This is a genomic window from Sphaerotilus sp. (genome assembly GCF_013299175.1).
Classification (GTDB): domain Bacteria; phylum Pseudomonadota; class Gammaproteobacteria; order Burkholderiales; family Burkholderiaceae_C; genus Sphaerotilus.
The window spans coordinates 14063-38170 of sequence record NZ_JAAFKF010000031.1 but is presented as its reverse complement, the minus strand read 5'-3'; the positions used below and the strand labels follow the sequence as shown (position 1 = coordinate 38170).

The 24108-nt window shown below is 67.8% G+C and carries 28 protein-coding genes and 1 pseudogene; 7 read left to right on the top strand and 22 right to left on the bottom strand.

Features of this window, described 5'->3' with window-relative positions; all coding sequences use genetic code 11:
• A pseudogene (locus QZW52_RS07730) lies at positions 1-476 on the top strand (ABC transporter ATP-binding protein); the annotation flags it as partial.
• A gap of 24 nt (positions 477-500) precedes the next feature.
• On the opposite strand, the gene QZW52_RS07725 reads toward QZW52_RS07730, so the two are convergent.
• From QZW52_RS07725 to QZW52_RS07705, 5 genes are read right to left on the bottom strand one after another with little or no spacing between them, the layout of a single operon-like run.
• The gene (locus QZW52_RS07725) at positions 501-1121 is read right to left on the bottom strand and encodes an SCO family protein (RefSeq protein ID WP_293996980.1); all 621 of its coding nucleotides are present in this window, start codon (positions 1119-1121) and stop codon (positions 501-503) included.
• The gene (gene cyoE, locus QZW52_RS07720; protein WP_293996978.1) at positions 1118-2035 is read right to left on the bottom strand and encodes a heme o synthase; all 918 of its coding nucleotides are present in this window, start codon (positions 2033-2035) and stop codon (positions 1118-1120) included. The genes QZW52_RS07725 and cyoE overlap by 4 nt, the downstream gene beginning before the upstream one ends.
• Positions 2032-3183 (bottom strand): COX15/CtaA family protein, encoded by a 1152-nt coding sequence (locus QZW52_RS07715; protein ID WP_293996976.1) that lies wholly within the window; start codon positions 3181-3183, stop codon positions 2032-2034. Before QZW52_RS07715 ends, cyoE begins: the two co-directional genes overlap by 4 nt.
• Complete coding sequence (locus QZW52_RS07710; protein ID WP_293996974.1) at positions 3180-3902, bottom strand: SCO family protein; 723 nt, start codon at positions 3900-3902, stop codon at positions 3180-3182. The genes QZW52_RS07715 and QZW52_RS07710 overlap by 4 nt, the downstream gene beginning before the upstream one ends.
• On the bottom strand, positions 3892-4635 hold the full coding sequence (locus QZW52_RS07705) for an SURF1 family protein (protein ID WP_293996972.1): 744 nt from the start codon (positions 4633-4635) through the stop codon (positions 3892-3894). The genes QZW52_RS07710 and QZW52_RS07705 overlap by 11 nt, the downstream gene beginning before the upstream one ends.
• A gap of 54 nt (positions 4636-4689) precedes the next feature.
• Here QZW52_RS07705 and QZW52_RS07700 point away from each other — a divergent pair, with 54 nt between their 5' ends.
• A complete protein-coding gene (locus QZW52_RS07700; protein WP_293996971.1) occupies positions 4690-4914 on the top strand; it encodes a twin transmembrane helix small protein in 225 nt (74 codons plus the stop codon).
• 89 nt (positions 4915-5003) lie between these two features.
• Here the strand turns inward: QZW52_RS07700 and QZW52_RS07695 are convergent, their stop codons facing one another.
• The 7 genes from QZW52_RS07695 to QZW52_RS07665 all read right to left on the bottom strand — a co-directional run bounded on the left by QZW52_RS07695 (position 5004) and on the right by QZW52_RS07665 (position 10990).
• Entirely contained in the window at positions 5004-5885 is an 882-nt protein-coding gene (locus tag QZW52_RS07695; protein WP_293996969.1) for a cytochrome c oxidase subunit 3, read from the bottom strand.
• Positions 5886-5940: 55 nt separating this feature from the next.
• Positions 5941-6102: a DUF2970 domain-containing protein gene (locus QZW52_RS07690; RefSeq protein ID WP_293996982.1), complete on the bottom strand. Its 162-nt coding sequence runs from the start codon at positions 6100-6102 to the stop codon at positions 5941-5943.
• A 71-nt stretch (positions 6103-6173) separates the two neighbouring features.
• Positions 6174-6806, bottom strand: coding sequence for a cytochrome c oxidase assembly protein (locus QZW52_RS07685; protein WP_293996967.1), 633 nt, complete (start codon positions 6804-6806; stop codon positions 6174-6176).
• Positions 6803-6925, bottom strand: coding sequence for a cytochrome oxidase small assembly protein (locus QZW52_RS07680; RefSeq protein WP_293996965.1), 123 nt, complete (start codon positions 6923-6925; stop codon positions 6803-6805). The genes QZW52_RS07685 and QZW52_RS07680 overlap by 4 nt, the downstream gene beginning before the upstream one ends.
• Before the next feature lie 34 nt (positions 6926-6959).
• Positions 6960-8600 carry a cytochrome c oxidase subunit I gene (ctaD, locus tag QZW52_RS07675; protein ID WP_293996963.1) on the bottom strand — a complete coding sequence of 547 codons (1641 nt, stop codon included), beginning with the start codon at positions 8598-8600 and terminating at the stop codon, positions 6960-6962.
• A 30-nt stretch (positions 8601-8630) separates the two neighbouring features.
• Positions 8631-9740, bottom strand: coding sequence for a cytochrome c oxidase subunit II (gene coxB / locus QZW52_RS07670; protein ID WP_293996961.1), 1110 nt, complete (start codon positions 9738-9740; stop codon positions 8631-8633).
• Positions 9741-10081: 341 nt separating this feature from the next.
• Positions 10082-10990 (bottom strand): class I SAM-dependent methyltransferase, encoded by a 909-nt coding sequence (locus QZW52_RS07665; RefSeq protein ID WP_293996959.1) that lies wholly within the window; start codon positions 10988-10990, stop codon positions 10082-10084.
• A 28-nt stretch (positions 10991-11018) separates the two neighbouring features.
• Here QZW52_RS07665 and QZW52_RS07660 point away from each other — a divergent pair, with 28 nt between their 5' ends.
• On the top strand, positions 11019-11768 hold the full coding sequence (locus tag QZW52_RS07660; RefSeq protein WP_293996957.1) for a ComF family protein: 750 nt from the start codon (positions 11019-11021) through the stop codon (positions 11766-11768).
• 24 nt (positions 11769-11792) lie between these two features.
• Positions 11793-12263: a tRNA (uridine(34)/cytosine(34)/5-carboxymethylaminomethyluridine(34)-2'-O)-methyltransferase TrmL gene (gene trmL, locus QZW52_RS07655; RefSeq protein WP_293996955.1), complete on the top strand. Its 471-nt coding sequence runs from the start codon at positions 11793-11795 to the stop codon at positions 12261-12263.
• 27 nt (positions 12264-12290) lie between these two features.
• On the opposite strand, the gene QZW52_RS07650 is transcribed toward trmL, so the two are convergent.
• Both QZW52_RS07650 and secB read right to left on the bottom strand, forming a co-directional pair.
• Positions 12291-13274, bottom strand: a complete 984-nt coding sequence (locus tag QZW52_RS07650) for an NAD(P)H-dependent glycerol-3-phosphate dehydrogenase (protein WP_293996953.1) — start codon at positions 13272-13274, stop codon at positions 12291-12293.
• 11 nt (positions 13275-13285) lie between these two features.
• Complete coding sequence (gene secB, locus QZW52_RS07645) at positions 13286-13753, bottom strand: protein-export chaperone SecB (protein ID WP_293996951.1); 468 nt, start codon at positions 13751-13753, stop codon at positions 13286-13288.
• 106 nt (positions 13754-13859) lie between these two features.
• On the opposite strand from secB, the gene QZW52_RS07640 reads away from it, so the two are divergent.
• Positions 13860-14531 carry a histidine phosphatase family protein gene (locus tag QZW52_RS07640; RefSeq protein WP_293996949.1) on the top strand — a complete coding sequence of 224 codons (672 nt, stop codon included), beginning with the start codon at positions 13860-13862 and terminating at the stop codon, positions 14529-14531.
• Here QZW52_RS07640 and QZW52_RS07635 read toward each other — a convergent pair.
• Positions 14507-14905 carry a thioredoxin family protein gene (locus QZW52_RS07635; RefSeq protein WP_293996947.1) on the bottom strand — a complete coding sequence of 133 codons (399 nt, stop codon included), beginning with the start codon at positions 14903-14905 and terminating at the stop codon, positions 14507-14509. The two genes, QZW52_RS07640 and QZW52_RS07635, sit on opposite strands and share 25 nt — an antisense overlap.
• Before the next feature lie 107 nt (positions 14906-15012).
• On the opposite strand from QZW52_RS07635, the gene QZW52_RS07630 reads away from it, so the two are divergent.
• Positions 15013-15969, top strand: coding sequence for a CysB family HTH-type transcriptional regulator (locus tag QZW52_RS07630; protein ID WP_293996945.1), 957 nt, complete (start codon positions 15013-15015; stop codon positions 15967-15969).
• Between the two features lie 20 nt (positions 15970-15989).
• Here the strand turns inward: QZW52_RS07630 and QZW52_RS07625 are convergent, their stop codons facing one another.
• The 7 genes from QZW52_RS07625 to QZW52_RS07595 form a co-directional block, all read right to left on the bottom strand.
• Positions 15990-17045: a sulfate/molybdate ABC transporter ATP-binding protein gene (locus QZW52_RS07625; protein WP_293996943.1), complete on the bottom strand. Its 1056-nt coding sequence runs from the start codon at positions 17043-17045 to the stop codon at positions 15990-15992.
• A complete protein-coding gene (gene cysW / locus QZW52_RS07620; RefSeq protein ID WP_293996941.1) occupies positions 17042-17905 on the bottom strand; it encodes a sulfate ABC transporter permease subunit CysW in 864 nt (287 codons plus the stop codon). Before cysW ends, QZW52_RS07625 begins: the two co-directional genes overlap by 4 nt.
• A 2-nt stretch (positions 17906-17907) precedes the next feature.
• Entirely contained in the window at positions 17908-18744 is an 837-nt protein-coding gene (gene cysT, locus QZW52_RS07615) for a sulfate ABC transporter permease subunit CysT (RefSeq protein WP_293996939.1), read from the bottom strand.
• A 21-nt stretch (positions 18745-18765) separates the two neighbouring features.
• A complete protein-coding gene (locus QZW52_RS07610; protein ID WP_293996937.1) occupies positions 18766-19773 on the bottom strand; it encodes a sulfate ABC transporter substrate-binding protein in 1008 nt (335 codons plus the stop codon).
• A 171-nt stretch (positions 19774-19944) separates the two neighbouring features.
• The gene (locus QZW52_RS07605) at positions 19945-21084 is read right to left on the bottom strand and encodes a CAP domain-containing protein (RefSeq protein WP_293996935.1); all 1140 of its coding nucleotides are present in this window, start codon (positions 21082-21084) and stop codon (positions 19945-19947) included.
• 253 nt (positions 21085-21337) lie between these two features.
• Positions 21338-21562, bottom strand: coding sequence for a hypothetical protein (locus QZW52_RS07600; protein ID WP_293996933.1), 225 nt, complete (start codon positions 21560-21562; stop codon positions 21338-21340).
• Positions 21563-21871: 309 nt separating this feature from the next.
• Positions 21872-22369 (bottom strand): flavin reductase family protein, encoded by a 498-nt coding sequence (locus tag QZW52_RS07595; protein ID WP_293996931.1) that lies wholly within the window; start codon positions 22367-22369, stop codon positions 21872-21874.
• A gap of 72 nt (positions 22370-22441) precedes the next feature.
• Between QZW52_RS07595 and QZW52_RS07590 the strand changes: the two genes are divergently transcribed.
• The gene (locus QZW52_RS07590; RefSeq protein ID WP_293996929.1) at positions 22442-24094 is read left to right on the top strand and encodes an AmpG family muropeptide MFS transporter; all 1653 of its coding nucleotides are present in this window, start codon (positions 22442-22444) and stop codon (positions 24092-24094) included.
• Positions 24095-24108: the final 14 nt, after the last annotated feature.

Sequence of the window (24108 nt, the reverse complement as noted above, 5' to 3'; positions counted from 1 at the left end):
TGCTGCAGAACTTCAAGGGCACCGTGTTCCTGGTCAGCCACGACCGGCGCTTCCTCGACGCGGTGGTGACGAGCACCATCGTCAGCGAAGGCGACGGCCACTGGCGCGAGTACGAAGGCAGCGTCGAGGACTGGATCCTGCAGTCGCAGCGGGCCGCTGCGATGGCCGCCAAGGCCGCCCGCAATGCACCCGCACCGACGCCAGCCAAGGCCGTGGTCCCTGCTGCAGCCGCCCCCGTGGCCGCACCCGCCGTCGCCAAGCGCAAGCTGAGCTACAAGGAACAGCGCGAGCTGGATGCGCTGCCCGCCCAGATCGCCGCGCTCGAAGCGGAGCAGGCGGCGCTGAACGAGGCGCTCGCGGGCACCGCGCTGTACGCGGGTCCGGCCGACAAGGTGGCCGCGGCGCACGCGCGCCATGCCGTGATCGACGACGCGCTGCTGGCGCTGATGGAGCGGTGGGAGACGCTGGGCGGGTGAGCCGGGCTGGTGTGCCGCTGTGGCTCAGTGCGCAGCGAGCAGGATCTTCACGTCCGCCGCCAGATCGGCCGGCGGCGTGGCGTGGCGCACATAGAGCCGCACCTTGCCCTGCGGGTCGAAGACGAAGGACGCCGCCGTGTGGTCCACGGTGTAGCTGGTCTCGGTCTTGCCCGGCACCTCGCGGAAGAAGACCTTGAACTCCTTGGCGGCGGCGGTGACGGCTTCCGGTGAGCCGCGCAGCGCGATCCAGTTCGGGTTGAACGCACCGACGTAGGACTTGAGCAGCGTCGCCGTGTCGCGCTTCGGATCGACGGTGACGAAGACGCCGACCAGCTTGTCGCCGTCCGGCCCGAGCAGGCGCTGGGTTTCGGCGAGGTTGGTCAGCGTGGTGGGGCACACGTCCGGGCACTGGGTGTAGCCGAAGAAGACGACGGCGACCTTGCCCTTCAGGCTGGAGAGCTGGAAGGGCTGGCCATTGGCGTCGGTCAGCGCGAGCTGGCGGGCGTAGTCGGCACCGGTGAGGTCGAGCGACTTGAAGCTCGGGGGCGGGGCCGCCTTGTCGCAACCGGTCAGCAGCGCGCCCAGGCTGGTCAGGCCGGCAGCGCAGACCGCACTCAGGATCCGTCGTCGGGTGGGTGTGCTCATGACAGCCAGGGCCTCAGGTAGTGGTCGATCAGCAGCGCGGCGAACAGCAGCGACAGGTGCCAGATCGAGAAGCGGAAGGTCTCGCGGGCGAGGGCTTCGGTGTATTCGCGGCGCAGGCGAACGGCGTAGTGGATGAAGCGCCCGCCCAGCACCACGGCCGCGGCCAGGTACAGCCAGCCGCTCATCCCTTGCACGAACGGCAGCAGCGTCGCGGCGAACAGGATGAAGGTGTAGAGCAGGATCTGCAGCCGCGTGAACGCGTTGCCGTGGGTCACAGGCAGCATCGGCAGGCCGGCGCGGGCGTAGTCCTCGGCGCGGTAGAGCGCCAGTGCCCAGAAGTGGGGCGGGGTCCACAGGAAGATGATCAGGAACAGCGCGATCGCCTCCGGGCCGACATCGCCGGTGAGCGCCGCCCAGCCCAGCACCGGCGGCATCGCGCCCGAGGCACCACCGATGACGATGTTCTGCGGCGTCATCGGCTTGAGGATCACGGTGTAGATGACCGCGTAGCCGACGAAAGTGCCGAAGGTCAGCCACGCGGTCAGCGGATTGACCTTGAAGTACAGCAGCGCCATGCCCGCCGAGCACAGCACCGCCGAGAACAGCAGCGCCTGCGACTGGCTCAGGTCGCCGTTGGCGGTGGGGCGCCACGAGGTGCGCTTCATGCGGGCGTCGATCTTCTGCTCGATCAGGCAGTTGAACGCCGCTGCGGCACTCGCCACCAGCCAGATGCCGACGGTGGCGAGCAGCGCGGTGACGACATCGGCCCAGCGCGGCGCACCGGGAATCGCCAGCAGCATGCCGATCGCCGCGCAGAACACGATGAGCTGCACGACCCGCGGCTTGGTCAGCGCGACGTACTGGCGCCAGCGCGACAGGCGTGGCGTGGTCGGGGTGAGGGTGGTGGCGTTCATCGGGACAGGGCTGCGGACGGGGAGTGAGAGGGGGTGTGGGCGGCGCTTCGGCTGTGGGCCAGCAGGGCGGCCAGCAGCGTCACCAGCGCGGCGGCCCCGCCAGTGTGTACCACGGCGGCCAGCAGCGGCCAGCCGAGCACGATGTTGGACAGGCCGGTGAGCGTTTGCAGTGCGGCGATGGCGAACAGGCCGTGGGCGTAGCGGGGGGCGGGCTTGCGCAACGCCGCCGCCAGTAGCAGCAAGGCACTCAGCACGAGGATGGCGCCGAGGCGGTGGACCACATGGATGGCGGTGAGCGCGGCGAAGGGCAGGGCGCTGCCATCGGCCTGCACGCCGAGGCCGCGCTTGAGCGTGAAGCCGGCGTCGAAGTCCATCGCTGGCCACCACTGGCCCTGGCAGGTGGGCACGTCCTGGCAGGCCAGCACGGCGTAGTTGGTGCTGACCCAGCCGCCGAGCGCGACCTGCACGATGACCAGCCCCAGCACCGCCCAGGCCGCCGTGCGCAGCGTTGCGGACAGCGTGGGCGCCTGCGGGGCGTGGCGCTGGGTCTGTACCGCCAGCAATGCGAGCAGGCCGATGCCGCCGAGCAAGTGGCCAGTGACGATGGCCGGGTAGAGCTTCATCGTCACCGTCAGCGCGCCGAACGCCCCTTGCAGGCAGACCCACACGAAGGTGAGCGCCGCCCAGCCGGGCGAGACCAGCCGCGCCTGTGCCGGGTCGCTGCGTGTCAGGCGGCGCACGGCCAGCACGCTCCACACCATCCCCACCGCCAGCAGCAGCCCCACGCCCGAGGCGAGGTAGCGGTGGATCATCTCGATCCACGCCTTGCCGTGGGTGACGGGACCGGTGGGCATCGCGGTCTCGGCCTGCGTGATCGCGTGGACGGCACCGAAGGGGCTGGAATTGCCGTAGCAGCCGGGCCAGTCCGGGCAGCCCAGGCCGGAGTCGGTCAGCCGCGTGAAGGCGCCGAAGAGCACGAGGTCGAAGGTGAGGAACAGCGTCACCAGCGTCAGGGCACGCAGCCGCTGTGCCGTGGTCTCGCCGCGGTGGCGCCACGCCAGCCACACCAGCGGCAGCGTGGCCAGCGCCGCCGCCAGCAGCGCGATCTGCGCCAGCGGGCCGAGGTCGATCAGGTCGGTGGGCTTCATGGCGCTGGGCCGACGATGGCGGGATCGCGGCCCGGTCGGTCCCACGATGCGGAGGCGCGCAGCAGGCGCTCGATGTCGCGCTTGACCTTGGACGGCTCGAAGGCGACCGGGAACCGCATCATCCACACGCCCATCGGATCGACGAGGTAGAGGTGGGCCGACAGTGCCGCGCCCGGTGCCGGCTTGAGCCACGCAGCCACGGCCTCGCGTGGCGCCCGCAGCACGCTGGCTTCGGCCAGGGCGGGCAGCAGGTCAGCGCGCGGTGGCTGCTCCCCGGTGACGAGCCAGACGCGGTCGAGGCGCTCCTTCTCCTTGCCCAGGGTCTCGCGCAGTTGGCGCTGGGCGTAGAGCAGGCCCTCGCAGGTGCTGTCGCACGCGCCATCGGCCACGACCACCAGCAGCCACTGGTCACGCAACCGGCGCGGATCGACGGTCTTGCCCTGCAGATCGGTCAGCGGCAGGGCGCTGGCGGGCGGGATGTCCACCGGCGGTTGTACCAGCACACCGTGCGACGGTTGGCCCGTGGGCTTGATGACGTAGAAGGTGAAGTAGGAGGCCAGCACGGGCGACGCACACGCCAGCAGGATCAGCGCCATCTTGAGCCTGCCCAGGCGCGTGTTCTGCGGCGGCAGCGTGGCGGACGGGGAGGGCAGGCCGTGAACGGAGAGGTTCAGCGGCTGCGCGGCGCTCGGGGCGGCGTTGGGGGAGTCATGCGACATGGGAAGCGGCCTGCCTGCGCGGGCGGATGAGTTGGAACCAGACATACAGCCCCGCGATCAGGGCGCTGAGGGCGAACCACTGGACCGCGTAGCCGTGGTGCTTGTCGATGCCGGCCGACGGCGCGGACCAGTGGCGCAGCAGGCCGTCGTCCGGCGGGCCTTCGGTCTGCAGCAAGGCCACCGGACGCAGGCTCAGGCCGGATTCGCGGGCGGCGGCGGCGAGGTCGAGATTCTGCCGGATGGGACCGGTCTCCAGCCCGCCGAGGTCGAACAGCCGCGACGGGGTGGGGAGGATGCGGGCCACGACGGTGACGGTGTCGGACTCGGGCGTCTGCACCGGCGGCAAGTCTTCGCGCCGCAGGGCGTTGCGGTGTGCCCAGCCGCGCTCGACCAGGACGGCGGTGCCATCGGCCAGTTGCAGCGGCGTCACGACGTGGAAGCCGACGCGCCCGTCCATCGGCCGGTTGTCGAGGAAGTGCGTGGCGCGCGCCACCCAGCGGCCTTGCAGGCGGATGCGGCGCTGCAGTTGTGCGTCCACTTCGCCGGGCGTGCGCGCGAGGTCGGCGGCGGTCAGCTCGGGCAGTTGGTGGCGCGTGTCGAGCAGGGTCTGCCGGCTGGCCTTCTGCGCGGCGCGGTCGAGCTGCCAGACGCCCAGCCGCGCCGTCCCGGCCACGCCGAGGAGGGCCGCCGCCAGGATCATCCAGCGGTGGTAGCGATGTCGGGACAGGCGCATGGGATGTGGGGCCGACGCAAGCGCCGCAGTAGGGGAGTGGAATAATCCAGCCGCATGAAAACCATCATCGTGCTGGCGTTTGTCGCCATTCTGGCCGCCCTGGCTTCGGCCGGGATCTTCATGGTCAAGCGTGGCCCTGCAGGTACGCCAACGCCCAAGGGAAGAATGGCCCGTGCCCTGGCGATCCGGGTGGGCGTGTCGGTCAGCGTGTTCCTGTTCGTGCTGCTGAGCTACTGGATGGGCTGGATCGAGCCGACGGGGATTCCGGTCGGGCGTTGACCGTTGGCCGTTGAACAACACAACAAAAAGAGCGCCTGGGCGCTCTTTTTTATACCTGACTGTACCTGGTCATGCCGGGCAGGAAGGGGTCACATCCAGTAAACGATGAAGTACAGACCCAGCCAGACCACGTCCACGAAGTGCCAGTACCACGCCGCGCCTTCGAAGCCGAAATGGCGCTCGGGCGTGAAGTGGCCCTTCATCAGGCGGATCGTCATGACCAGCAGCATGACGGTGCCGACGAACACGTGGAAGCCGTGGAAACCGGTCAGCATGAAGAAGGTCGAGCCGTAGACACCCGAGGACAGCTTCAGGTTCAGCTCCGAATAGGCATGTGCGTACTCGTAACCCTGGCAGAACAGGAAGAGCACACCCAGCAGGACGGTGATCCACATCCAGCCGATGGCCTTGGCGCGCTGGTTGGCGATCAGCGCGTGGTGCGCGATCGTCAGCGTGATGCCCGAGGTCAGCAGCAGGCCGGTGTTGATCGTCGGCAGCGGCCACGGCCCCATGGTCTGGAACGGCTCGACGATGCCTGCCGGCGAGGCGGTGGCTCCGGCGACCGAACTCGGCCACACGCCCTTGAAGTCCGGCCACAGCACGGCGTTTTCCAGGCTGCCCAGGCTTGGCACCGACTGGGTGCGCGCCCAGTACAGCGCGCCGAAGAAGGCGGCGAAGAACATGACTTCCGAGAAGATGAACCAGGCCATGCTCCAGCGGTGCGAGACATCGACGCGGTCGCTCAGCATGCCGGCTTCGGCTTCACCTGCGGCTTCGCCAAACCACTGGCGCAGCACGAAGACGGTCCACAGCAGGCCGAACAGCAGCGAGTACGCGCCCCAGCCGTGGCCGTTGACCCATTGGCCTGCGCCCAGGATCACGAAGAACAGCCCGATCGCTGTCATCACCGGGTGCCGTGAGGGCGCCGGGACATAGTAGTAAGGCGTTACGCCCTTGGTGGTTGCCGACATGCGTTGCTCCTGGAATCCGTGTCGCGAATATCGAATGGTGTTGTGTTGGACTGGCTCAGCCCGCGATCCAGCGGACCAGCACCACCAGCAAGCCGACAAACAACGCTGCGCTGAGCAGGCCGGCCAGGATGATGTGAACGGGATTGAGCTGGTTGACGTCGTTCTGGTGGTCTGCCCCCCGGCGGATGCCGAAGAAGGACCAGGCCACGGCTTTCATGCTCTGGCCGAACGAACTCTTGCGCTGGACGGCATCGCGCAAGTCGTCCGCAGAGGTGCGTTGTGGTGCTGTCACGAGCGTGTTCCCTGTGGCAGGACAGGTGCGGCCGAACCCGTGACGGGCGCTGCCGGGGTTTTCGAGCCGACCTCGAAGAAGGTGTAGGACAGGGTGATGGTGGTCACGTCCTTGCCCAGCTTCGGATCGATCACGAACACCACCGGCCATTTCTTCGATTCACCCGGCGCCAGCGTGTACTGGTTGAAGCAGAAGCACTCCAGCTTGTTGAAGTGGGCCATGGCCTCCTTCGGTGCGTAGCTGGGAATGGCCTGCGCGGACATCGTGCGGTTCTGGACGTTGCGGAACTCGTACATCACCGTGGTCACTTCGCCCGGGTGAACCTGGACGGAGGACTGGGCGGGCTTGAAGTCCCACGGACCGCGGGCGTTGGCGTCGAACTCGACGGTGATGGTGCGGCTGGTGTCGATCTGGGTATTGGCATTGGCCTTGCCGGTCATCCCTGCGTCGAGCTGTTCGCTGCGACTGAGGATGTTGATGCCGAGGGCTTCGCAGATCGACTTGTACATCGGCACCATCGCGTAGCCGAAGCCGAACATCGCCACCGCGATCACCCCCAGCTTGCCCAGCATGCGCAGGTTGTCGCGCTGCAGGCCCCGTCCCCGTGTGGCGTTCAAGTCCTTGCTCATCGGAAAGCATTCGACAGCAGGGCAACCCGTGCCACGAAACCGACGAAGAACACCACCGCCACCGTGGCCAGGATCAGGCCGAGTCGCACGTTGTTGCGCCGTTTTTCTTCGTTGGTCATGGCAGGTTGTCCCGTTTTGGTCAGCCAGTGGAGATCAGAACTTCAGCACCTTGGTGGCCGTCACGTCCAGCGTGGGCGGCGTCTCGAAGGTATGGAACGGAGCGGGTGAGGGCACTTCCCACTCCAGACCTTCCGCGCCTTCCCACGGCTTCTGCGGGGCCTTCTCGCCATTGCCGCGCATCATCGGGACGACGACGAACAGGAAGAAGTAGACCTGCATCAGACCGAAACCGAAGGCACCGATCGACGCGATCATGTTGAAGTCGGCGAACTGCAGCGGGTAGTCGGCGTAGCGGCGCGGCATGCCGGCCATGCCCAGGAAGTGCATCGGGAAGAAGGTGATGTTGAAGGTCACCAGCGAACCCCAGAAGTGGAACTTGCCGCGGCCTTCCTTGTACATCGTGCCGGTCCACTTCGGACCCCAGTAGTACACGCCGGCGAACATCGCGAACAGCGAGCCGGCCACCAGCACGTAGTGGAAGTGCGCCACGACGTAGTAGGTGTCCTGCAGGTTGATGTCGATCGGGGCCATCGAGAGGATGAGGCCGGTGAAGCCGCCCATCGTGAACACGAAGATGAAGCCCACGGCCCACAGCATCGGGGTCTCGAAGGTCATCGAGCCGCGCCACATCGTCGCGATCCAGTTGAACACCTTCACGCCGGTCGGCACCGAGATCAGCATCGTGGCGTACATGAAGAACAACTGGCCCGTCAGCGGCATGCCGGTCGTGTACATGTGGTGGGCCCACACGATGAACGACAGGATGGCGATCGACGCGGTCGCGTACACCATCGAGGCGTAGCCGAACAGGCGCTTGCGGGCGAAGGCCGGGATGATCTGGCTCACGATGCCGAAGGCCGGCAGGATCATGATGTAGACCTCGGGGTGCCCGAAGAACCAGAAGACGTGCTGGTACATCACCGGGTCACCGCCGCCGGCGGGGTTGAAGAAGCTGGTGCCGAAGTGGCGGTCCGTCAGCGTCATCGTGATCGCGCCGGCCAGCACGGGCATGACCGCGATCAGCAGGTAGGCGGTGATCAGCCAGGTCCAGACGAACATCGGCATCTTCATCAGCGTCATGCCGGGGGCGCGCATGTTCAGGATGGTGACGACGATGTTGATCGAACCCATGATCGACGATGCGCCGAGGATGTGCATCGCGAAGATGCCGGCATCCATGGACGGACCCATCTGCAGCGTCAGCGGTGCGTAGAGCGTCCAGCCAGCGGCGGGGGCGCCACCGGGCATGAAGAAGCTCGACACCAGCATCAGCGCCGCAGGGATCATCAGCCAGAAGCTGAAGTTGTTCATCCGCGCGAAGGCCATGTCGCCTGCGCCGATCTGCAGCGGAATCATCCAGTTCGCGAAGCCGACGAAGGCCGGCATGATCGCGCCGAACACCATGATCAGCCCGTGCATCGTGGTGAACTGGTTGAACAGCTCGGGGTTCACGAACTGCAGGCCCGGCTGGAACAGCTCGGCACGGATCAGCAGCGCGAGGATGCCGCCGATCATCAGCATCGTGAAGGAGAACAGCAGGTACAGCGTCCCGATGTCCTTGTGGTTGGTCGCGAAGACCCAGCGACGCCAGCCGTGGGGAGCGTGGTGGTGGTCGTCATGGGCATGGTCGTCATGCCCGTGACCGTGACCGCCCGGATGGAGAACTGCGCTCATGGGTAGTGATCCTCTGGAATGTCGTCGTGGTTACTTGCGGGCAGCGACCACTTCGGCCGGCTGGACGATCTGTTCGGTCTTGTTGGACCAGTTGTTCTTGGTGAAGGTGATGACGGCGGCGATGTCGGTGTCCGACAACTGCTTCCACGATGGCATCGCACCGTTGTTCTGGCCGTTCAGCAGCACCGCGATCTGCTTGCCCTTGTCGGCGTCGAGCACGACCGGCGAAGCATCGAGCGCCTTGATCGGACCACCGCCCTTGCCGTTGGCCTGGTGGCAGGCGGCGCAGTTGTTGGCGTAGACCTTCTCGCCGCGGGCGATCAGCTCGGGCAGCTTCCATTCCTTGCTCGGATCGTCCGCCAGCGCGGCCAGCTTCTTCTTCTCGCCGGCCACCCAGGTGGTGTATTCCGCGTCGGTCACGACCTTGACGTGGATCGGCATGTAGGCGTGTTCCTTGCCGCACAGCTCGACGCACTGGCCGTAGAAGTCACCCGTGCGGTCGGCGCGGAACCAGGTGTCGCGCACGAAGCCCGGGATCGCATCCTGCTTGACGCCGAAGGCCGGGATCATCCACGAGTGGATCACGTCATTGGCGGTGGTGATGATGCGGATCTTCTTGCCGACCGGCACGACCAGCGGGTTGTCCACCTTGAGCAGGTAGTTGTCGCCGGCGGGCTTGCCCGCGTCGGACAGGGCGCGCTGCGAGGCGTCGAGCGTCTGCAGGAAGTTGATGCCCTCGCCCTCGCCCTTCAGGTAGTCGTAGCCCCACTTCCACTGGTAGCCGGTGGCCTTGATGGTCACGTCGGCGTTGGTGGTGTCCTTCATGGCCACGACGGTCTTGGTCGCCATGGCCCCCATGCCGATGACGATGACGAAGGGCACGATGGTCCAGGCGATCTCGACCGCGATGCTCTCGTGGAAGTTCGCCGGCTTGTGGCCCTTGGACTTGCGGTGCTTGATGATCGAATAGAACATCACGCCGAACACGGCCAGGCAGATCACGCTGCAGATGACCATCATCACCACATGCAGCCAGTGCTGTTCGGTGGCGATCTGTGTGGCGGGGGTGTGGAAGTCCAGTTGGCGAACGCCCGGACCACCCGGCAGATCGTTCACTGCCAGCGCCACGGTCGTTGCCATGGAAGCACATGCAGCCAGACTCCACTGGCTCGCATGGCGCCACAGAGCTTTCTTCATCATCATCTGCGCTCTCTTTCTCTACCAGATCGGCTGGCCGGCCGGCCGCCGTGGACATAGTGTCTTGACTGTCTGCAAACACGCACCACCAGCGTCAATCCGCCATCCGGAAGCGTCTGGATGACGGGAGCAGAAAACCAGTGGGTGGGGATTGATCACCGACAGCAACGGCCCGAGAATTTTTTGACTCGGATCATTGCGGGGGCTATCGGACAGGCCCTGAATTTTAGGCGCTGATATCAATGCGGGGCAATGTTTCGCATGGCGTGGCGCCCGTGCCGCACTCAGTCGGTGCGTCCGGGGTTGCGCTGGCGCGTCATTTCGCGCATCGCGTCGAGCGAAATCTCGGTCTGCGCCTGGATCTTGGCGCGGGCGACAGGGCGGAAGGCGTGTCCGTAGACGATCTCGACGCTCAGGTGCAGACGCCCATCGGCGCCTGTCAGATGCTGTGTCAGGGCTGCGTCAAGTTTGCGGCGCCATGCGCGGCCACGCAATCCGGGTTGACGCGCAGAAGCGGTGTTGCGCCCCAGCCCGCGCAGCTCGGCCAGCAGCGCCGCAGGGCTGTCCCAGGTCAGTGTCAGGCGTTCCATGTCCATGACGGGATCGGCAAAACCGGCATGCACCAGCTCGTCACCGAGGTCGTGCATGTCGATCCACGCGCTGCCCGGCGCACCCCAGCCCAGTTCAGCATAGACCGCGTGCAGCTCCCGCAGCGTGTCCGGCCCGAAGCACGAAAACATCAGGAAACCGTCCACCTCCAGCGCCGCGTGCCAGCGCGGCAGCAGCGCCGGCAGGTCATCGACCCAGTGCAGCATCATGTTGGCCCACAGCAGCTCGGCGGTCGGCGGTGTGACGTATGCCTCGGCGGGGGAGTGCTGGCCGGTGAGGCGCTGCCACCAGCGCGTGCCGGTGGCCGTGGGCAATGGCAACGGCAAGTTGTCGCAGCCATAGGGAAGGATGCGGGCCTGCGGGTACTGCGCCTGCAGCAGGTGGGCGCTGCCCGAGGTGGGACTCCACCAGTCGATCACGCGGGCGGGCTGGCGCCGCACGAGCGGCAGCCGCTCGGCCATGCGGCGGGCGATTTCCCCGTGCAGCCAGGGGGCGGGGTGGTCGGCGGCCTGTAGCAGGTGGCGTTGCAAGGCCGCGGGGTCGATCCGGGGCGGGCGGTGTGCGGTGGAGGAGGGTTCGGCCATGGTGGGGGAACTGTATAGTCAGCCGGACATGAATCTGCGCCCGTTTGCTGCGCCGTGGCGCTGGACGCCTGGCACGGCCTGCCACATCTGCACCACCTGGCAGCACGAGGTGGTCTGTGCCGCGTGCCGTCAACGGTTTCACCGCGGGGGCCACCGCTGCCGCTGCTGTGCCACGCGTCTGGATGGGCTGAACGGCCTGCACGAACTCTGCGGCCATTGCGTGCAGCGACCTCCCGCCTTCGACCACGCATTCGCCGCACTCGACTATGCCTACCCGTGGGACGGGCTGGTCACGCGCTTCAAGTTTGGGGGTGCCTGCGAGCTGGCTGTGCCGCTGGCGGGTGTGATGGCGGAGGCGCTGCGGGTGGCCATGGCGGCAGCGCCAGCAGGGACGGTTCTGCCGGAGGTGTTGCTGCCCGTGCCGCTGTCCGGCGCCCGCCAGCGCGAGCGCGGCTACAACCAGGCGTGGGAGCTGGCACGGCGGGTCGGCCCTGCGCTCGGTGTCGCGGTCGAGGCGCGCTGGGTCGAGCGGGTGCTGGACACGCCGCACCAGACCGGCCTCGACCGCATGGCCCGGATGCACAACCTGAGCGGCGCTTTCGCCGTGACTGCGGCCGGACGGATCGGACTGGCCGGCCGCGCGGTGGCGATCCTGGACGACGTGATGACCACCGGCGCCACGGCCGAAGCGTTGGCCGCGACGCTGCGCCGCGCGGGCGTGGCCCATGTGCAGACCTGGGTGCTGGCCCGCACGGTGCGCGATGATGTGGACCCCTGACCGCCGCCGCCCGCCTGCCGCCGCATGTTCCGCATCGTCCTCGTTCACCCCGAAATCCCGCCGAATACCGGCAATGTGATCCGGCTGGCGGCCAACACCGGCTGCGCGCTGCATCTGGTCGAGCCGCTCGGGTTCTCGATGGACGACAAGCTGCTGCGCCGCGCCGGGCTGGATTACCACGAGTACGCGCCGGTGCGCCGCCATGCGTCGTGGGACGCGCTGATCGCCGACTGCGCACCGGACCCGGCCCGGATGTTTGCGCTGACCACCCGCGGCAGCCGGCCGTTCGCCGAGGTGGCGTGGCAGCCGGGGGACTGGCTGGTGTTTGGCTGCGAGACCAGCGGCCTGCCTCCCGCGTTGCGCGACACGTTCCCCGACACGCAGCGCGTGCGCTTGCCGATGCGGCCAGCACAGCGCAGCCTCAACCTGAGCAACGCGGTGGCGGTGACGGTGTTCGAGGCATGGCGCCAGAACGGTTACGGCGGGGCAGTCTGAGCGGCCCAGGGCACCGAGGGGCAGGGATCAGATTTCGGGACGGGCGCCGCGCTGCATCAAGGCTTGCACGGCCTGTTGCGGGGTGAGTTCCCCCTGCAGCACGGCGACCACGGCGCGCGTGATCGGCATCTCCACGCCCAGCGCCTGCGCCCGGTCGTGGACGGTCCGGGCGCTGTAGACGCCTTCCGAGACGTGGCCGAGGTCTTCGAGGATGTGGGCCAGCGTCTTGCCCTCGGCCAGTTGCAGGCCGACGCGGCGGTTGCGCGAGAGATCGCCGGTCGCGGTCAGCACCAGATCGCCCAGACCGGACAGGCCCATGAAGGTCTCGGCCTGCGCGCCCAGCGCCAGCCCGAGCCGGGTCATCTCGGCCAGACCGCGGGTGATGAGCGCGGCGCGGGCGTTCAGGCCGAGGGCCAGCCCGTCGGCCATGCCGGTGGCGATGGCCAGCACGTTCTTCACCGCGCCGCCCACCTCCACGCCGACCGGGTCGGTGGAGGAGTAGATGCGCAGCGTCGGCCCGTGCAGCGCGTCCACCGCTGCCTGGCGCAGCGCCGCGTCCTGGCTGGCGGCGACGAGCGCGGTCGGCTGGCCGCGGGCGACTTCGAGAGCGAAACTCGGGCCGCTGAGCACGCCGGCGCGCAGGCCAGGTGCCGCTTGCCGGGCGATCTCGTGCCCGAGCAGACCGGTGCCTGCTTCAAAACCCTTGCTGAGCCAGAGGGTGGCGGTGCCGTCCGGCAGGCGCTGCAGCATCTCGCGCAGCGCGGCCGTCGGTGTGGCCACGATCACCAGCCCCGTCTGCCCGGCATGGGCGACGGCGCTGGAAAAATCCGAGGTGAGCGCCAGCCCGGCAGGCAGCGCCACACCGGGCAGGTAACGCGCGTTGCACCGCGTGGCGGCCATGTCGCGCGCCTGCTGGTCGTCACGGGCCCAGAGCACCGTGGGGTGGCGGGTGGCGGCTTGTACCGCCAGCGCGGTGCCCCAGGCACCGGCGCCGAGCACCGTGATCTGCATGGACGGAGGTCTTAGCTGTTCAGTGCCTGCTGGCCTTGCTGCTGCTGTGCTTCGTACATGGCCTGGAAGTTGACTTCGGCCAGGTGCACGGGCGGGAAGCCGGCGCGGGTGATCGTGTCGGCCACCACGGCGCGCAGGTACGGATACACGATGCCGGGGCAGGCGATGCCCAGGATCGGTTGCATCTGCTCGGGATCGATGTTGCGGATCTCGAAGATGCCGGCTTCCTTGGCTTCGCACAGGAACAGGGTGCGGTCGCCCAGCTTGGTGGTGACGGTGGCGGTCACGCAGACTTCGTAGATGCCATCGGCGACAGGGCCGACTTCGACGCCGAGGTTGATGTCCACGGCGGGCTGGCCCTGCTCGATCAGGATTTGCGGCGAGTTCGGCTGTTCGAGCGACAGATCCTTCAGGTACACGCGCTGGATCTGGAACACGGGTTGTTCTTGCGAGTCGAACGAGTCGGTTGCGTCGGCCATGGTCAGGTTCTCGGTGGGGAAAATCAAAAAAACATCAACAAAACGCACAGGGTCGGTGCGGGTCGGCGGGAATATAGCAGCAGCACCCCGGCGCATACTCGACCGCATGGCCCACCTCACCCTCATCCGTCACGGCGAAACCGACTCGAACCGCGTCCACCGCTTCCAGGGGCAGATGGACGTGCCGCTCAATGCCACCGGGCTGCTGCAGGCCGAGCGGCTGGGCGAGCGGCTGGCGGGGGAATACTTCGATGTCGGCGTGGTCAGCGACCTGTCGCGGGCGCGGGCCACCGCGGCGCCGATCGCGCAGCGGCTGAACCTGGCGATGCCGCCGGATGCGGGCTGGCGCGAGCAGGCGTTTGGCGTGTTCGAGGGGTTGAAGGTCGGCGACATCCTCGATCAGCACCCGGACCTGTGGCAGCAATGGGTGCGCCATGACGCGGATTTCACGCTGCCCGGCGGCGAGAGCGTGCGGGCCTTCCATGCGCGGGTCTGGTCGGCGCTGGATGCACTGGCGGCGCGGCATGTCGGCCAGCGGGTGCTGGTGGTGACGCATGGTGGCGTGCTCGACATGGTGTGGCGCACGGTGCGGGGCCAGTCGCTGTCGAGTGCGCGGGAGTGCGCGATTCCGAACGCGGGCGTGAACCGGTTGCAGTGGCGGGGTCCGGGGCGGGTCGAGATCGAGGTGTGGGGCGACGACACGCACTTGGCGGGTCTGCCGGCGCAGCCTTCAACGGTGTCGCTGAGCGTGCGCTACGGCGCTGTGACCACGCCCTGAACACCCCGGAGCGTCGCGGCGAGGTCGGCCACCGGGCCTGCCATTGCCGTGCGCACGGTGGCGCCGTCCAGTGACCCGGCTTGCGCCGCCTGCACCATGCGCTCCAGCGTCCCCGCATGGGGCATCACGGTGCCAAGGAACAGCGCCCGGCGCCCCTGCAGCACCATCACGGTCGGGAAATTCTCGATGTCCAGCGCCTCGTCGCCGAGGGCGTCGCTGTGGTCCTCGATGTCGATCCAGACGAAGTGCGCGTCCGGGTACGTTCTGGCGACCTGCGCGAAGGGGGCGGCGTAGCCTTGGCAGGCGACGCACCAGCCCGCGCACAGGCAGGCGACGGTGAGCGGCTCGGGGTGGGGGGGCGGTGCGGCGGGCATGGTTTTCAGTGTGCCAGAGCGGGTGTGTGGCGCCATATTCGCTCTGTGCATATGGATAGTCGATCAGATTTGTTTTCCGATGAAGCGGGCGCCGGAATAATCAACCTGTGAACTTCCAGCAACTGCGCTCCGTGCGCGAAACCGTCCGCCAAGGCTTCAACCTCACCGAAGTCGCCCTCGTCCTGCACACCTCGCAGCCCGGCGTGAGCCGGCAGATCCGAGAACTGGAGGAGGAACTCGGCGTCGAGATCTTCGTGCGCGCCGGCAAGCGGCTCACCGGGCTGACGCCGCCGGGTGAGGTGGTGCTGCCGATCGTCGAGCGGCTGCTCATCGAGTCCGACAACCTGCGCCGCGCCGGTGCCGACTTCGCCGCGCAAGACCGCGGCACGCTCACCATCGCCACGACGCACTCGCAGGCGCGTTACGCCCTGCCGCCCGCCGTGCGCGATTTCCGCGCGACGCACCCGGACGTGGTGCTGCAACTCCACCAAGGCTCGCCGCGCCAGGTTGCGCAGATGCTGCTCGACGGAGAGGCGGACATCGGCATCGCCACCGAGGCGCTGGCGGGTTACGAGGATCTGGTGGCGCTGCCTTGTTATCGCTGGTCGCACATCGTCGTCGTGCCGCGCGACCACGCGCTGGCGCAGGAAGCCGATCGTGGCCTGACGCTGACGCTGCCGCGGCTGGCCGAGTTCTCGCTGATCACGTATGAGGGCGGCTACACCGGCCGCAGCCACATCGACGAGGCGTTCGCGCGCCACGCGCTGGTGCCGAACGTGGTGCTGGCCGCGATGGACGCGGACGTGATCAAGACGTATGTCGAACTCGGCATGGGCGTCGGGCTGGTGGCGTCGATCGCGTATGACGAGGCGCGTGATGCCGGCCTGCGTGCCATCGATGCGCGGCACTTGTTTGCCACCAACATGACCCGGCTGGCGCTGCGCCGTGGGGCCTACCTGCGGCGCTATGCCTACGAATTCATCCGCTGCTTCGCGCCGCCGCTGACGCCCGAGCTGATCGGGCAGGCGATGGCGAGTTCGGAGGGGAGTCGGTTCGAGATTTGATCGAGCGTTGGGGCCGTCCTTCAAATCGCCGCCGCCGGATCATCCGCCACCTCCTGAAACCGCGTGATCCGCCGCGGCTTCAAATGCGCAGCACTCCCTGGCCGCAGCCCGAGCCGCCCGCGCAGCGCGGTCCACGCCTCGCGTGACAGCTCCACATCCACCAGCGACTCGTCGTCGTTGCGGCGGAACTCCAGCCGCGTGTTCGGCCCCACCGTCAGCACATGCGCCAGCGTCACCGCCCAGGTGTCCGGCCCGGCCGTGGTGACGATGTCGATCTCGTGCGGGCGCACGTAGGTCACGTCCTTGGCTTCCACCGGCTGCCCCGGCGCATGGTCGCGCCGGCCATGGAACAGGTTCACATCGCCCAGGAACTGCAGCACGAACGGCGTCGCCGGCTTGTCGTAGACCTCGTCGGGCGTGCCGACCTGCTCGATGCGGCCCTCGTTCATCACCACGATGCGGTCGGAGACTTCCATCGCCTCCTCCTGGTCGTGGGTGACGAAGACGCTGGTGACGTGCATCTCGTCGTGCAGCCGGCGCAGCCAGCGGCGCAGTTCCTTGCGGACCTTGGCGTCCAGCGCGCCGAACGGCTCGTCCAGCAGCAGCACACCCGGCTCCACCGCCAGCGCCCGCGCCAGCGCGATCCGCTGCCGCTGGCCGCCCGAGAGCTGGTGCGGGTAACGGTCGGCCAGCCAGTCGAGCTGCACCAGCTTCAGCAGCTCGGTGACCTTGGCTCGGATCTGCGCCTCGCTCGGCCGCGTCGCCTTGGGCCGCACGCGCAGGCCGAAGGCGACGTTCTCGAAGATCGTCATCTGCGGGAACAGCGCGTAGTGCTGGAACACGAACCCGACCTGCCGATCGCGCACATCGGTCCGCGTGGCGTCCTCGCCGTGGAACAGCACCTGGCCCGAGTCCGGCACCTCCAGCCCCGCGATCATGCGCAGCAGCGTCGTCTTGCCCGAGCCCGACGGCCCCAGCAGCGCCACCAGTTCGCCCGACCCGATCGTCAGGTTCAGGTGGTCACAGACGGTCAGCCGACCGAAACGCTTGTTCAGATCCTTGACTTCGATGCTCATGCCGGGGTGCTTCCGTTGTCTTGGCGGGCGCTGCGGAGCTGCGCCTTCACGCGTTGTTCGACGATGTACTTCAGGCCCAGCGTCACCAGCGCCAGCCCGGCCAGCAGCGAGGCCACCGCGAACGCCGCGGCGAACTGGTACTCGTTGTAGAGAATCTCGATGTGCAGCGGCACCGTGTTGGTTTGCCCGCGGATGTGGCCGGAGACGACCGATACCGCGCCGAACTCGCCCATCGCTCGCGCATTGCACAGGATCACGCCGTACAGCAGCGCCCAGCGGATGTTGGGCAGCGTCACGCGCCGGAACATCTGCCAGCCACTGGCGCCGAGCACGACGGCGGCCTCCTCCTGCTCGCGGCCCTGCGCCTGCATCAGCGGGATCAGCTCGCGCGCCACGAACGGGAAGGTCACGAACACGGTGGCCAGCACGATGCCTGGCACGGCGAAGATCACCCGCAGGTCGTTGTCACGCAGCCATTCGCCCGTCCAGCCCTGCAGCCCGAACACCAGCACGTAGATCAGCCCCGACACCACCGGGCTGACCGAGAACGGCAGGTCGATCAGCGTCAGCAGCACGCTCTTGCCGTGGAACTCGAACTTGGCGATGCACCACGCCGCGGCCACGCCGAACACCACGTTCAGCGGCACCGAGATCGCTGCAGCGATCAGCGTGAGCTGGATGGCCGACAGTGCGTCGTCGTCGGTGATGGCGGCGGCGTAGACACCCCAGCCCTTCTTGAGCGCCTCGATGAAGACGGTCGCCAGCGGGATGAACAGGAACAGCGTCAGGAAGGCCAGCGCCACGCCGATCAGCGTGTACCGCACCCAGTGGGATTCGGTGGTGGGTCGTTGTCGTTGCATGGTCACTGTCCCTGACGCTGGCGCGTCCACGCTTGCAGCAGGTTGATGACCAGCAGCATCACGAAGCTCAGCAGCAGCATCACCACCGCGATGGCGGTCGCGCCGGCCACGTCGTGCTGCTCCAGCTTGCTGACGATCATCAGCGGCGTGATCTCGCTGACCAGCGGGAGGTTGCCGGCGATGAAGATCACCGAGCCGTACTCGCCCAGCGCCCGGGCAAAGGCCAGCGCAAAACCGGTCAGCAGCGCCGGCGCGAGGATCGGCAGGATCACCAGCCGGAAGGTCTGCCAGCGGTCGGCGCCGAGCGTGGCGGCGGCTTCCTCGAACTCCTGCGACAAGTCTTCGAGCACCGGCTGCAGCGTGCGCACGACAAACGGCAGCCCGATGAACAGCAGCGCCACGAACACGCCCAGCGGCGTGAAGCTGACCTTGAAGGGCAGGTGGCTGCCGATCCAGCCGTTCTCGGCGTAGAGCGCGGTCAGCGTGATGCCGGCCACCGCCGTCGGCAGCGCGAACGGCAGGTCCACCAGCGCATCCACCAACCGCTTGCCCGGAAAGTCATAGCGCACCAGCACCCACGCGATCACCAGCCCGAAGGCGGCGTTGAGCAGCGCGGCGGCCAGCGAGGCGCTGAAGGTCAGCCGGTACGAGGCGAGCACGCGGGGCGACGAGACCGCATCCCAGAACGCGGGCCAGGTCATCGTGGCGGTTTTCATGAACGCCGCCGACAGCGGCAGCAGCACGATCAGGCTCAGGTAGAGCAGCGTGAAGCCCAGCGCGAGGTCGAAGCCGGGCAGCACGCTGTGGCGGCGCAGCAGCGCCCGTGACAGTGGCAGCATGGAAGTCGATTCCCCTGGGCGTCAGCGTTTCGTGAACACCTGGTCGAAGGTGCCGCCATCGCTGAAATGGACCTTCTGCGCCTCGCGCCAGCTTCCGAACACGTCGTCGAGGCGGAACAGCGTGATCTTCGGGAACTGCGCCGCGTACTGCGCCGCCGCCTTGGGGTCGATCGGGCGGTAGTGGTGCTGGCCGGCCAGGTCCTGCCCGATCGGCGAGTAGAGGTACTCCAGATAGCCCTGCGCCGCCGCGCGCGTGCCCTTCTTGTCCACCACCTTGTCCACCAGTGCCACCGGCGGCTCGGCCAGGATCGACAACGGCGGTGCGACGACCTCGAACTTGCCCGGGCCGAGTTCCTTGATCGCCAGCAGCGCCTCGTTCTCCCAGGCCAGCAGCACGTCGCCGATGCCGCGTTCGACGAAGGTCACGGTCGAGCCACGCGCCCCGGCGTCGAGCACGGGCACGTTGGCGAGCACCTTCTTCACGTACTCCTGCGCCTTGGCCTCCGAGCCGAGCGTCTTCTTCGCCCAGCCCCAGGCGGCGAGGTAGTTCCAGCGCGCACCGCCCGAGGTCTTCGGGTTGGGCGTGATGACCGAGACGCCGGGCCGGGCGAGGTCAGCCCAGTCCTGGATGCCCTTGGGATTGCCCTTGCGCACGAGGAAGACGATGGTGGACGTGTACGGTGCGCTGTTGTGCGGCAGGCGCTTCTGCCAGTCGGCGGGCAGCAGCTTCGCCTTGTCGCCGATCTCGTCGATGTCGTAGGCGAGTGCCAGCGTGACGACATCGGCCTCCAGCCCGTCGATGACTGAGCGGGCCTGCTTGCCCGAGCCGCCGTGCGAGGTCTTGACGGTCACGGCGTCGCCAGTCTTCGCCTTCCAGTGCGCGGCGAACGCCTTGTTGAAGTCCTGGTACAGCTCGCGGGTCGGGTCGTAGGAGACGTTGAGCAGCGTGATGTCCCTGGCGCGGACCGGCGAGGTGCCGAGGGCCAGGGCGAGGGCAGCAGCAGCGATCAGGGTCTGGCGGCGGTGCATCGGGTGGATCCGTTCAGTCTGGAGGAATGAACGGATCCTAGGGAGCCCGACGTCAGCGGAGAACGAATCAATCCGATGATCGATAGCCGGAAAACAGGTTTGGCGGCTGCCGATGCAGTCCCTGCCGTGGCAGGCCCTGGTCACCCCCGCCACGACCAGGGGCACGCAGGATCATTGACCCGGCTTGCGGGATTGGCGAGCGCGCACCACCAGCGGCACGCCACCCAGCATCAGCATCAGCCACGTCGAGGGTTCCGGCACTGCGGCTGCGGCCATCACGAAGTTGGCGTTGTACAGACCCAGGTTGCTGACCGCCACCGAGCGGGTGCCCAGCGTGGTCGCGCCGTTCAGGAACTTGACCGTGTACGTGCCGTCCGCCAGACCGACGGCACCGAGCGTGTAGCCGCCGTTGGCATCGGTCGTGGTGGTGCCGAGCACGTTGCTGCCGGCGTCGAGCACCTGCACGGTCAGGCCCTGCATCCCTTCACCGAAGGTGTAGGTGCCCAGTGCGGCGTCCTGCCACGCGTAACCCCAGATGAACTCGGCCGCGCTGTTGCTGCGGTCGCCGAAGTGCTGCACCTGCGTCACGTTGCCCGCAGTCCAGCCGGGGGTGATGCCGATGCCGATCTCGGTGAAGGTCGAACTCAGCATGCTGTTGCGGTGGCCGGACGGGTTCTGGATGCCGTTGCCGGCGCCGCCCCAGTCGATGGCGAAGCCGGCGTGCATGTAGGCGCTACTGTTCGGGAAATTCGAGGCGATGTTCTCGCCCAGGTTGTTCCAGTTCACGTACCCGGCGTCCACGAACCGCTGGCTCAGGCCCGAGGTGTAGGGCGGCACGTTGTGCGGGCTGGCGCTGACGCCGGCATCCGCCACCACCAGCTTGGCGTATTCGAGCGAGGACTGGCCGAGGTTGCCGTTCCAGGTGTAGGGGTGCAGCACGCCCGCGCCCGGAAGCTGGTTCCACTGGTACAGCAGGTCGCCGGGGTTCACATGGAAGTAGTCCAGTGCCCCGGTGGCTGCATTGGCGCCCGCCAGATTGCCCCAGAAGCCGGTGCTCCACACCGTGCCGTTGCCGGCGCTGGCGCCGGTCGAGGCGGTGATGCCCGAGGCCAGGGTGGCCTGCGAAACACCCAGCATCCGACCCAGTTCGCCTTGCGGGTCGGCACGGAAGCGGTTGATCTGGTCCAGGCTGGCCTGCTCGGCCACCGTGGGCGCGAGGCTGCCCAGGGCGATCGCGGCATGGGCCGGCAAGGCGAAAGACGACGCCAGCAGAGCTGACGCCAGCATCGGAGAGGCAAAGAGGTGCTTCATGGCATTCATGGGGGTGGGTGGACGGTCGGGGCGGGGGGTGGGTCAACAGGAAACCATGGCGTTGCGAACAAGGAACAGGCCGCGGCGGTGCAGGGGTACTGAATTGGTACCTTTATGAACCAAATGTCGGCCAACCTGCATGGACACCACAACGCCATGAATGCGGGGACCATGCTGGAGCACGGCAGTAAAAACAAAATGGAGGGATCTTTGCAATCCCTTGGGTGAGGGGTGGTGCGGTATTGGCGCGTGGTCAGCGGCTCAATATCGGGCGCATGGCAGCGGGTCTGCGCCAGCCCGGCGATTGCACCTGCGGCGGCGGGCGGAACCAGATGCTTTTGGGGCGGCCGTTGGCGGCGCGGCTGTAGACGGTGTCGCCGTGGGATTCCTGCTTGTGCGCAAGCAGAAGCGAGGACAGGATTTTGCGCTGGCAGAGGTTGCAAGTGATCGAGCGATTGCCGATCAAGCCGAGTGCCATGGGGGGGGGTTTGGCGAGTTTTCGGTGCGTGACCACCAAAGGCGCGGCGGGAGGTATTTCCCTGCAATCAGGGGGAGTCTGGTGGCGTGACATGGATTTATTGTTGTATGGAGCATGAATGGATATCCACACCCACAGTGGGCCGAAGCTAGGTATTGCCATCTGTCAAGGCATTACTGCTGTCAAGCCCTGATCCTATATCCCGCGCTTGAAGGGCGTGAATAGTGCCAGATATTGAAAATGATAAATCCGGCAACTGTTGGCAAACTGCGGTACCAATTGGGTTCGGCGGCCACAAAGGCCGATCGATCAGAGCGGCAGTTCGGTGTAGAAGCGCCCGCCGTGGAAGATCAGCGGCGAGGCATCGGCCCGGTAGCGGCATTGCTCGACCGCGCCGACGAAGATGACGTGGTCGCCTTCCTCGTAGCGGCTGCGGTTGTGGCATTCGAGCACCGCCGCCGCGCCGTCGATCAGCGGCACGCCCCCCGCCCCTTCGCGCCAATCCAGTCCGGCGAAGCGGTCGGCGCCGCGGGTGGCGAAGCGTTCGGCCAGGGCGCGCTGGTCGGCGGCGAGGATGTGGATGGCGTAGTGCGAGCCGTTGGCGAACGCGGCCATCGACCCGGCCTGCAGCGACAGGCTCCACAAGACCAGCGGCGGCGACATCGAGACCGAATTGAAGGAGTTGGCCGTCAGTCCCACCGGGGTGCCGTCGGCGGCGCGGGCGGTGACGATGGTGACGCCGGTGGCGAACAGGCCGAGCGCCGAGCGGAAATCCTGCCGGGTGAAGGGAGAGGCGGAGGCGTGCATGGCCCGGATTGTCCGCGAATACCCGCAGTGCCGCGGCGCCGGGACGGCAATCCCGGCTTCTAGAATCCCCCCATGGCCCAACCCCTTCCCTCCGCCGCCTCTCCGCTGTCCGACCCGCCGTCGGGCCGCTCTTCTGCTGCGGCGTGGCTGCTGCGCTGGTGGCGCTTGGCGGCGGTGCTGGTGCTGGGGTTCGCGTCGGGGCTGCCACTGGCGCTCACCGGGCAGGCGATGCAGGCATGGCTGAGCCTCGAAGGGGTGGACGTGGCGACGATCGGCTTCCTGAGTCTGGTCGGGTTGCCCTACACCTTCAAGTTCCTGTGGGCGCCGCTGATGGACCGGTTCGACCCGCCCTTCCTTGGCCGGCGCAAGGGTTGGCTGGTGCTGACGCAGCTTGCACTGGCGGGCGTGCTCATGCTCATGGCGAACACCTCGCCGAAGACCGCGATGCAGGCGTTCTCGCTGCTGGCGGTGGCGGTGGCCTTCCTGTCGGCGTCGCAGGATGTCGTGATCGATGCGTACCGCACCGATGTGCTGCCGGCTGCCGAGCGCGGGCTGGGTTCGTCGCTGGCGGTGCTGGGGTATCGGCTGGCGATGATCCTGTCGGGCGGCGTGGCGCTGATCTGGACCGACCCGGCCAATGTGGCGGCGGGCGCGGCGGTGGGCAGTGGCGCGGGCTGGACGTGGCCGGAGGTGTACCGGCTGATGGCGGCGCTGATGGTGGGCGCCGCAGGGGTGTCGGCGGTGGCGATGCCGCGGCTGAAGGGGACGGTGCGGCCCGAGAGCGTGGCGCGCAACGACCTGATCGGCTTCGCTGCGGTGCTGGCGGCGGTGGCGGCGGGCTATGTGCTGACGGACAAGGTGCTGGGCGGGGTGGCGAGCGCGCTGTTGCAGCCGCTGCTGGAACACACCACGCTGCCGGCGCCGCTGCGCCAGCGCTGGGTCGATCTGCTGGGCCTCGTGCTGGGCATCGGCGTGACCTTGCCGCTGGCGGCGTGGGCGGCGCGCAAGGCCCGTTTCGACACGCTGCTGGGCGGGCTGCAGAGCTATTTCAGCCAGCCGGGGGCGTGGGCGTTTCTCGGCTTCATCGTGCTCTACAAGCTGGGGGACGCCTTCGCCGGCTCGCTGATGACGCCGTTCCTGCTCAAGGCGATGGCCTACGGGTCGGCCGAGGTCGGTGTGGTCAACAAGGTGATCGGGCTGTGGTTGACGATCGGCGGGGCGCTGCTGGGCGGGGCGCTGATGATCCGGCTGGGGCTGTGGCGGGCGCTGCTGTTGTTCGGGGTGCTGCAGATGGTGAGCAACCTGGGCTTCTGGTGGCTGGCGGTCAACGGCAAGGGTGTCTTGCCGGGGTTGACGGTGCCGGCTTTCGACTGGGGCATCCTCCGGCTGGCGCAGGCAACCCCCGTCGATGGTGGTCTGCTGATGGTGATCGCCTTCGAGAACCTCTCGGGCGGCATGGGCACGGCGGCGTTCGTGGCCTTCCTGATGAGCCTGACGAGCCAGCGGTTTTCCGCCACGCAGTACGCGCTGCTGTCCGCGTTTGCCTCGGTCGGGCGGGTCTGGGTCGGGCCGCTGGCGGGGGTGCTGGCCGAGTCGATCGGCTGGCCCAGCTTTTTCATCGTGTCCACGGTCGCGGCGCTGCCGGCGTTGTGGATGCTCTGGGGCCTGCGCGAGACGGTGCAGGCGCTGGAGGTCGATCCGGCCACGGTTGCCCTCGACGACTGACTCCGGCCGTCGCC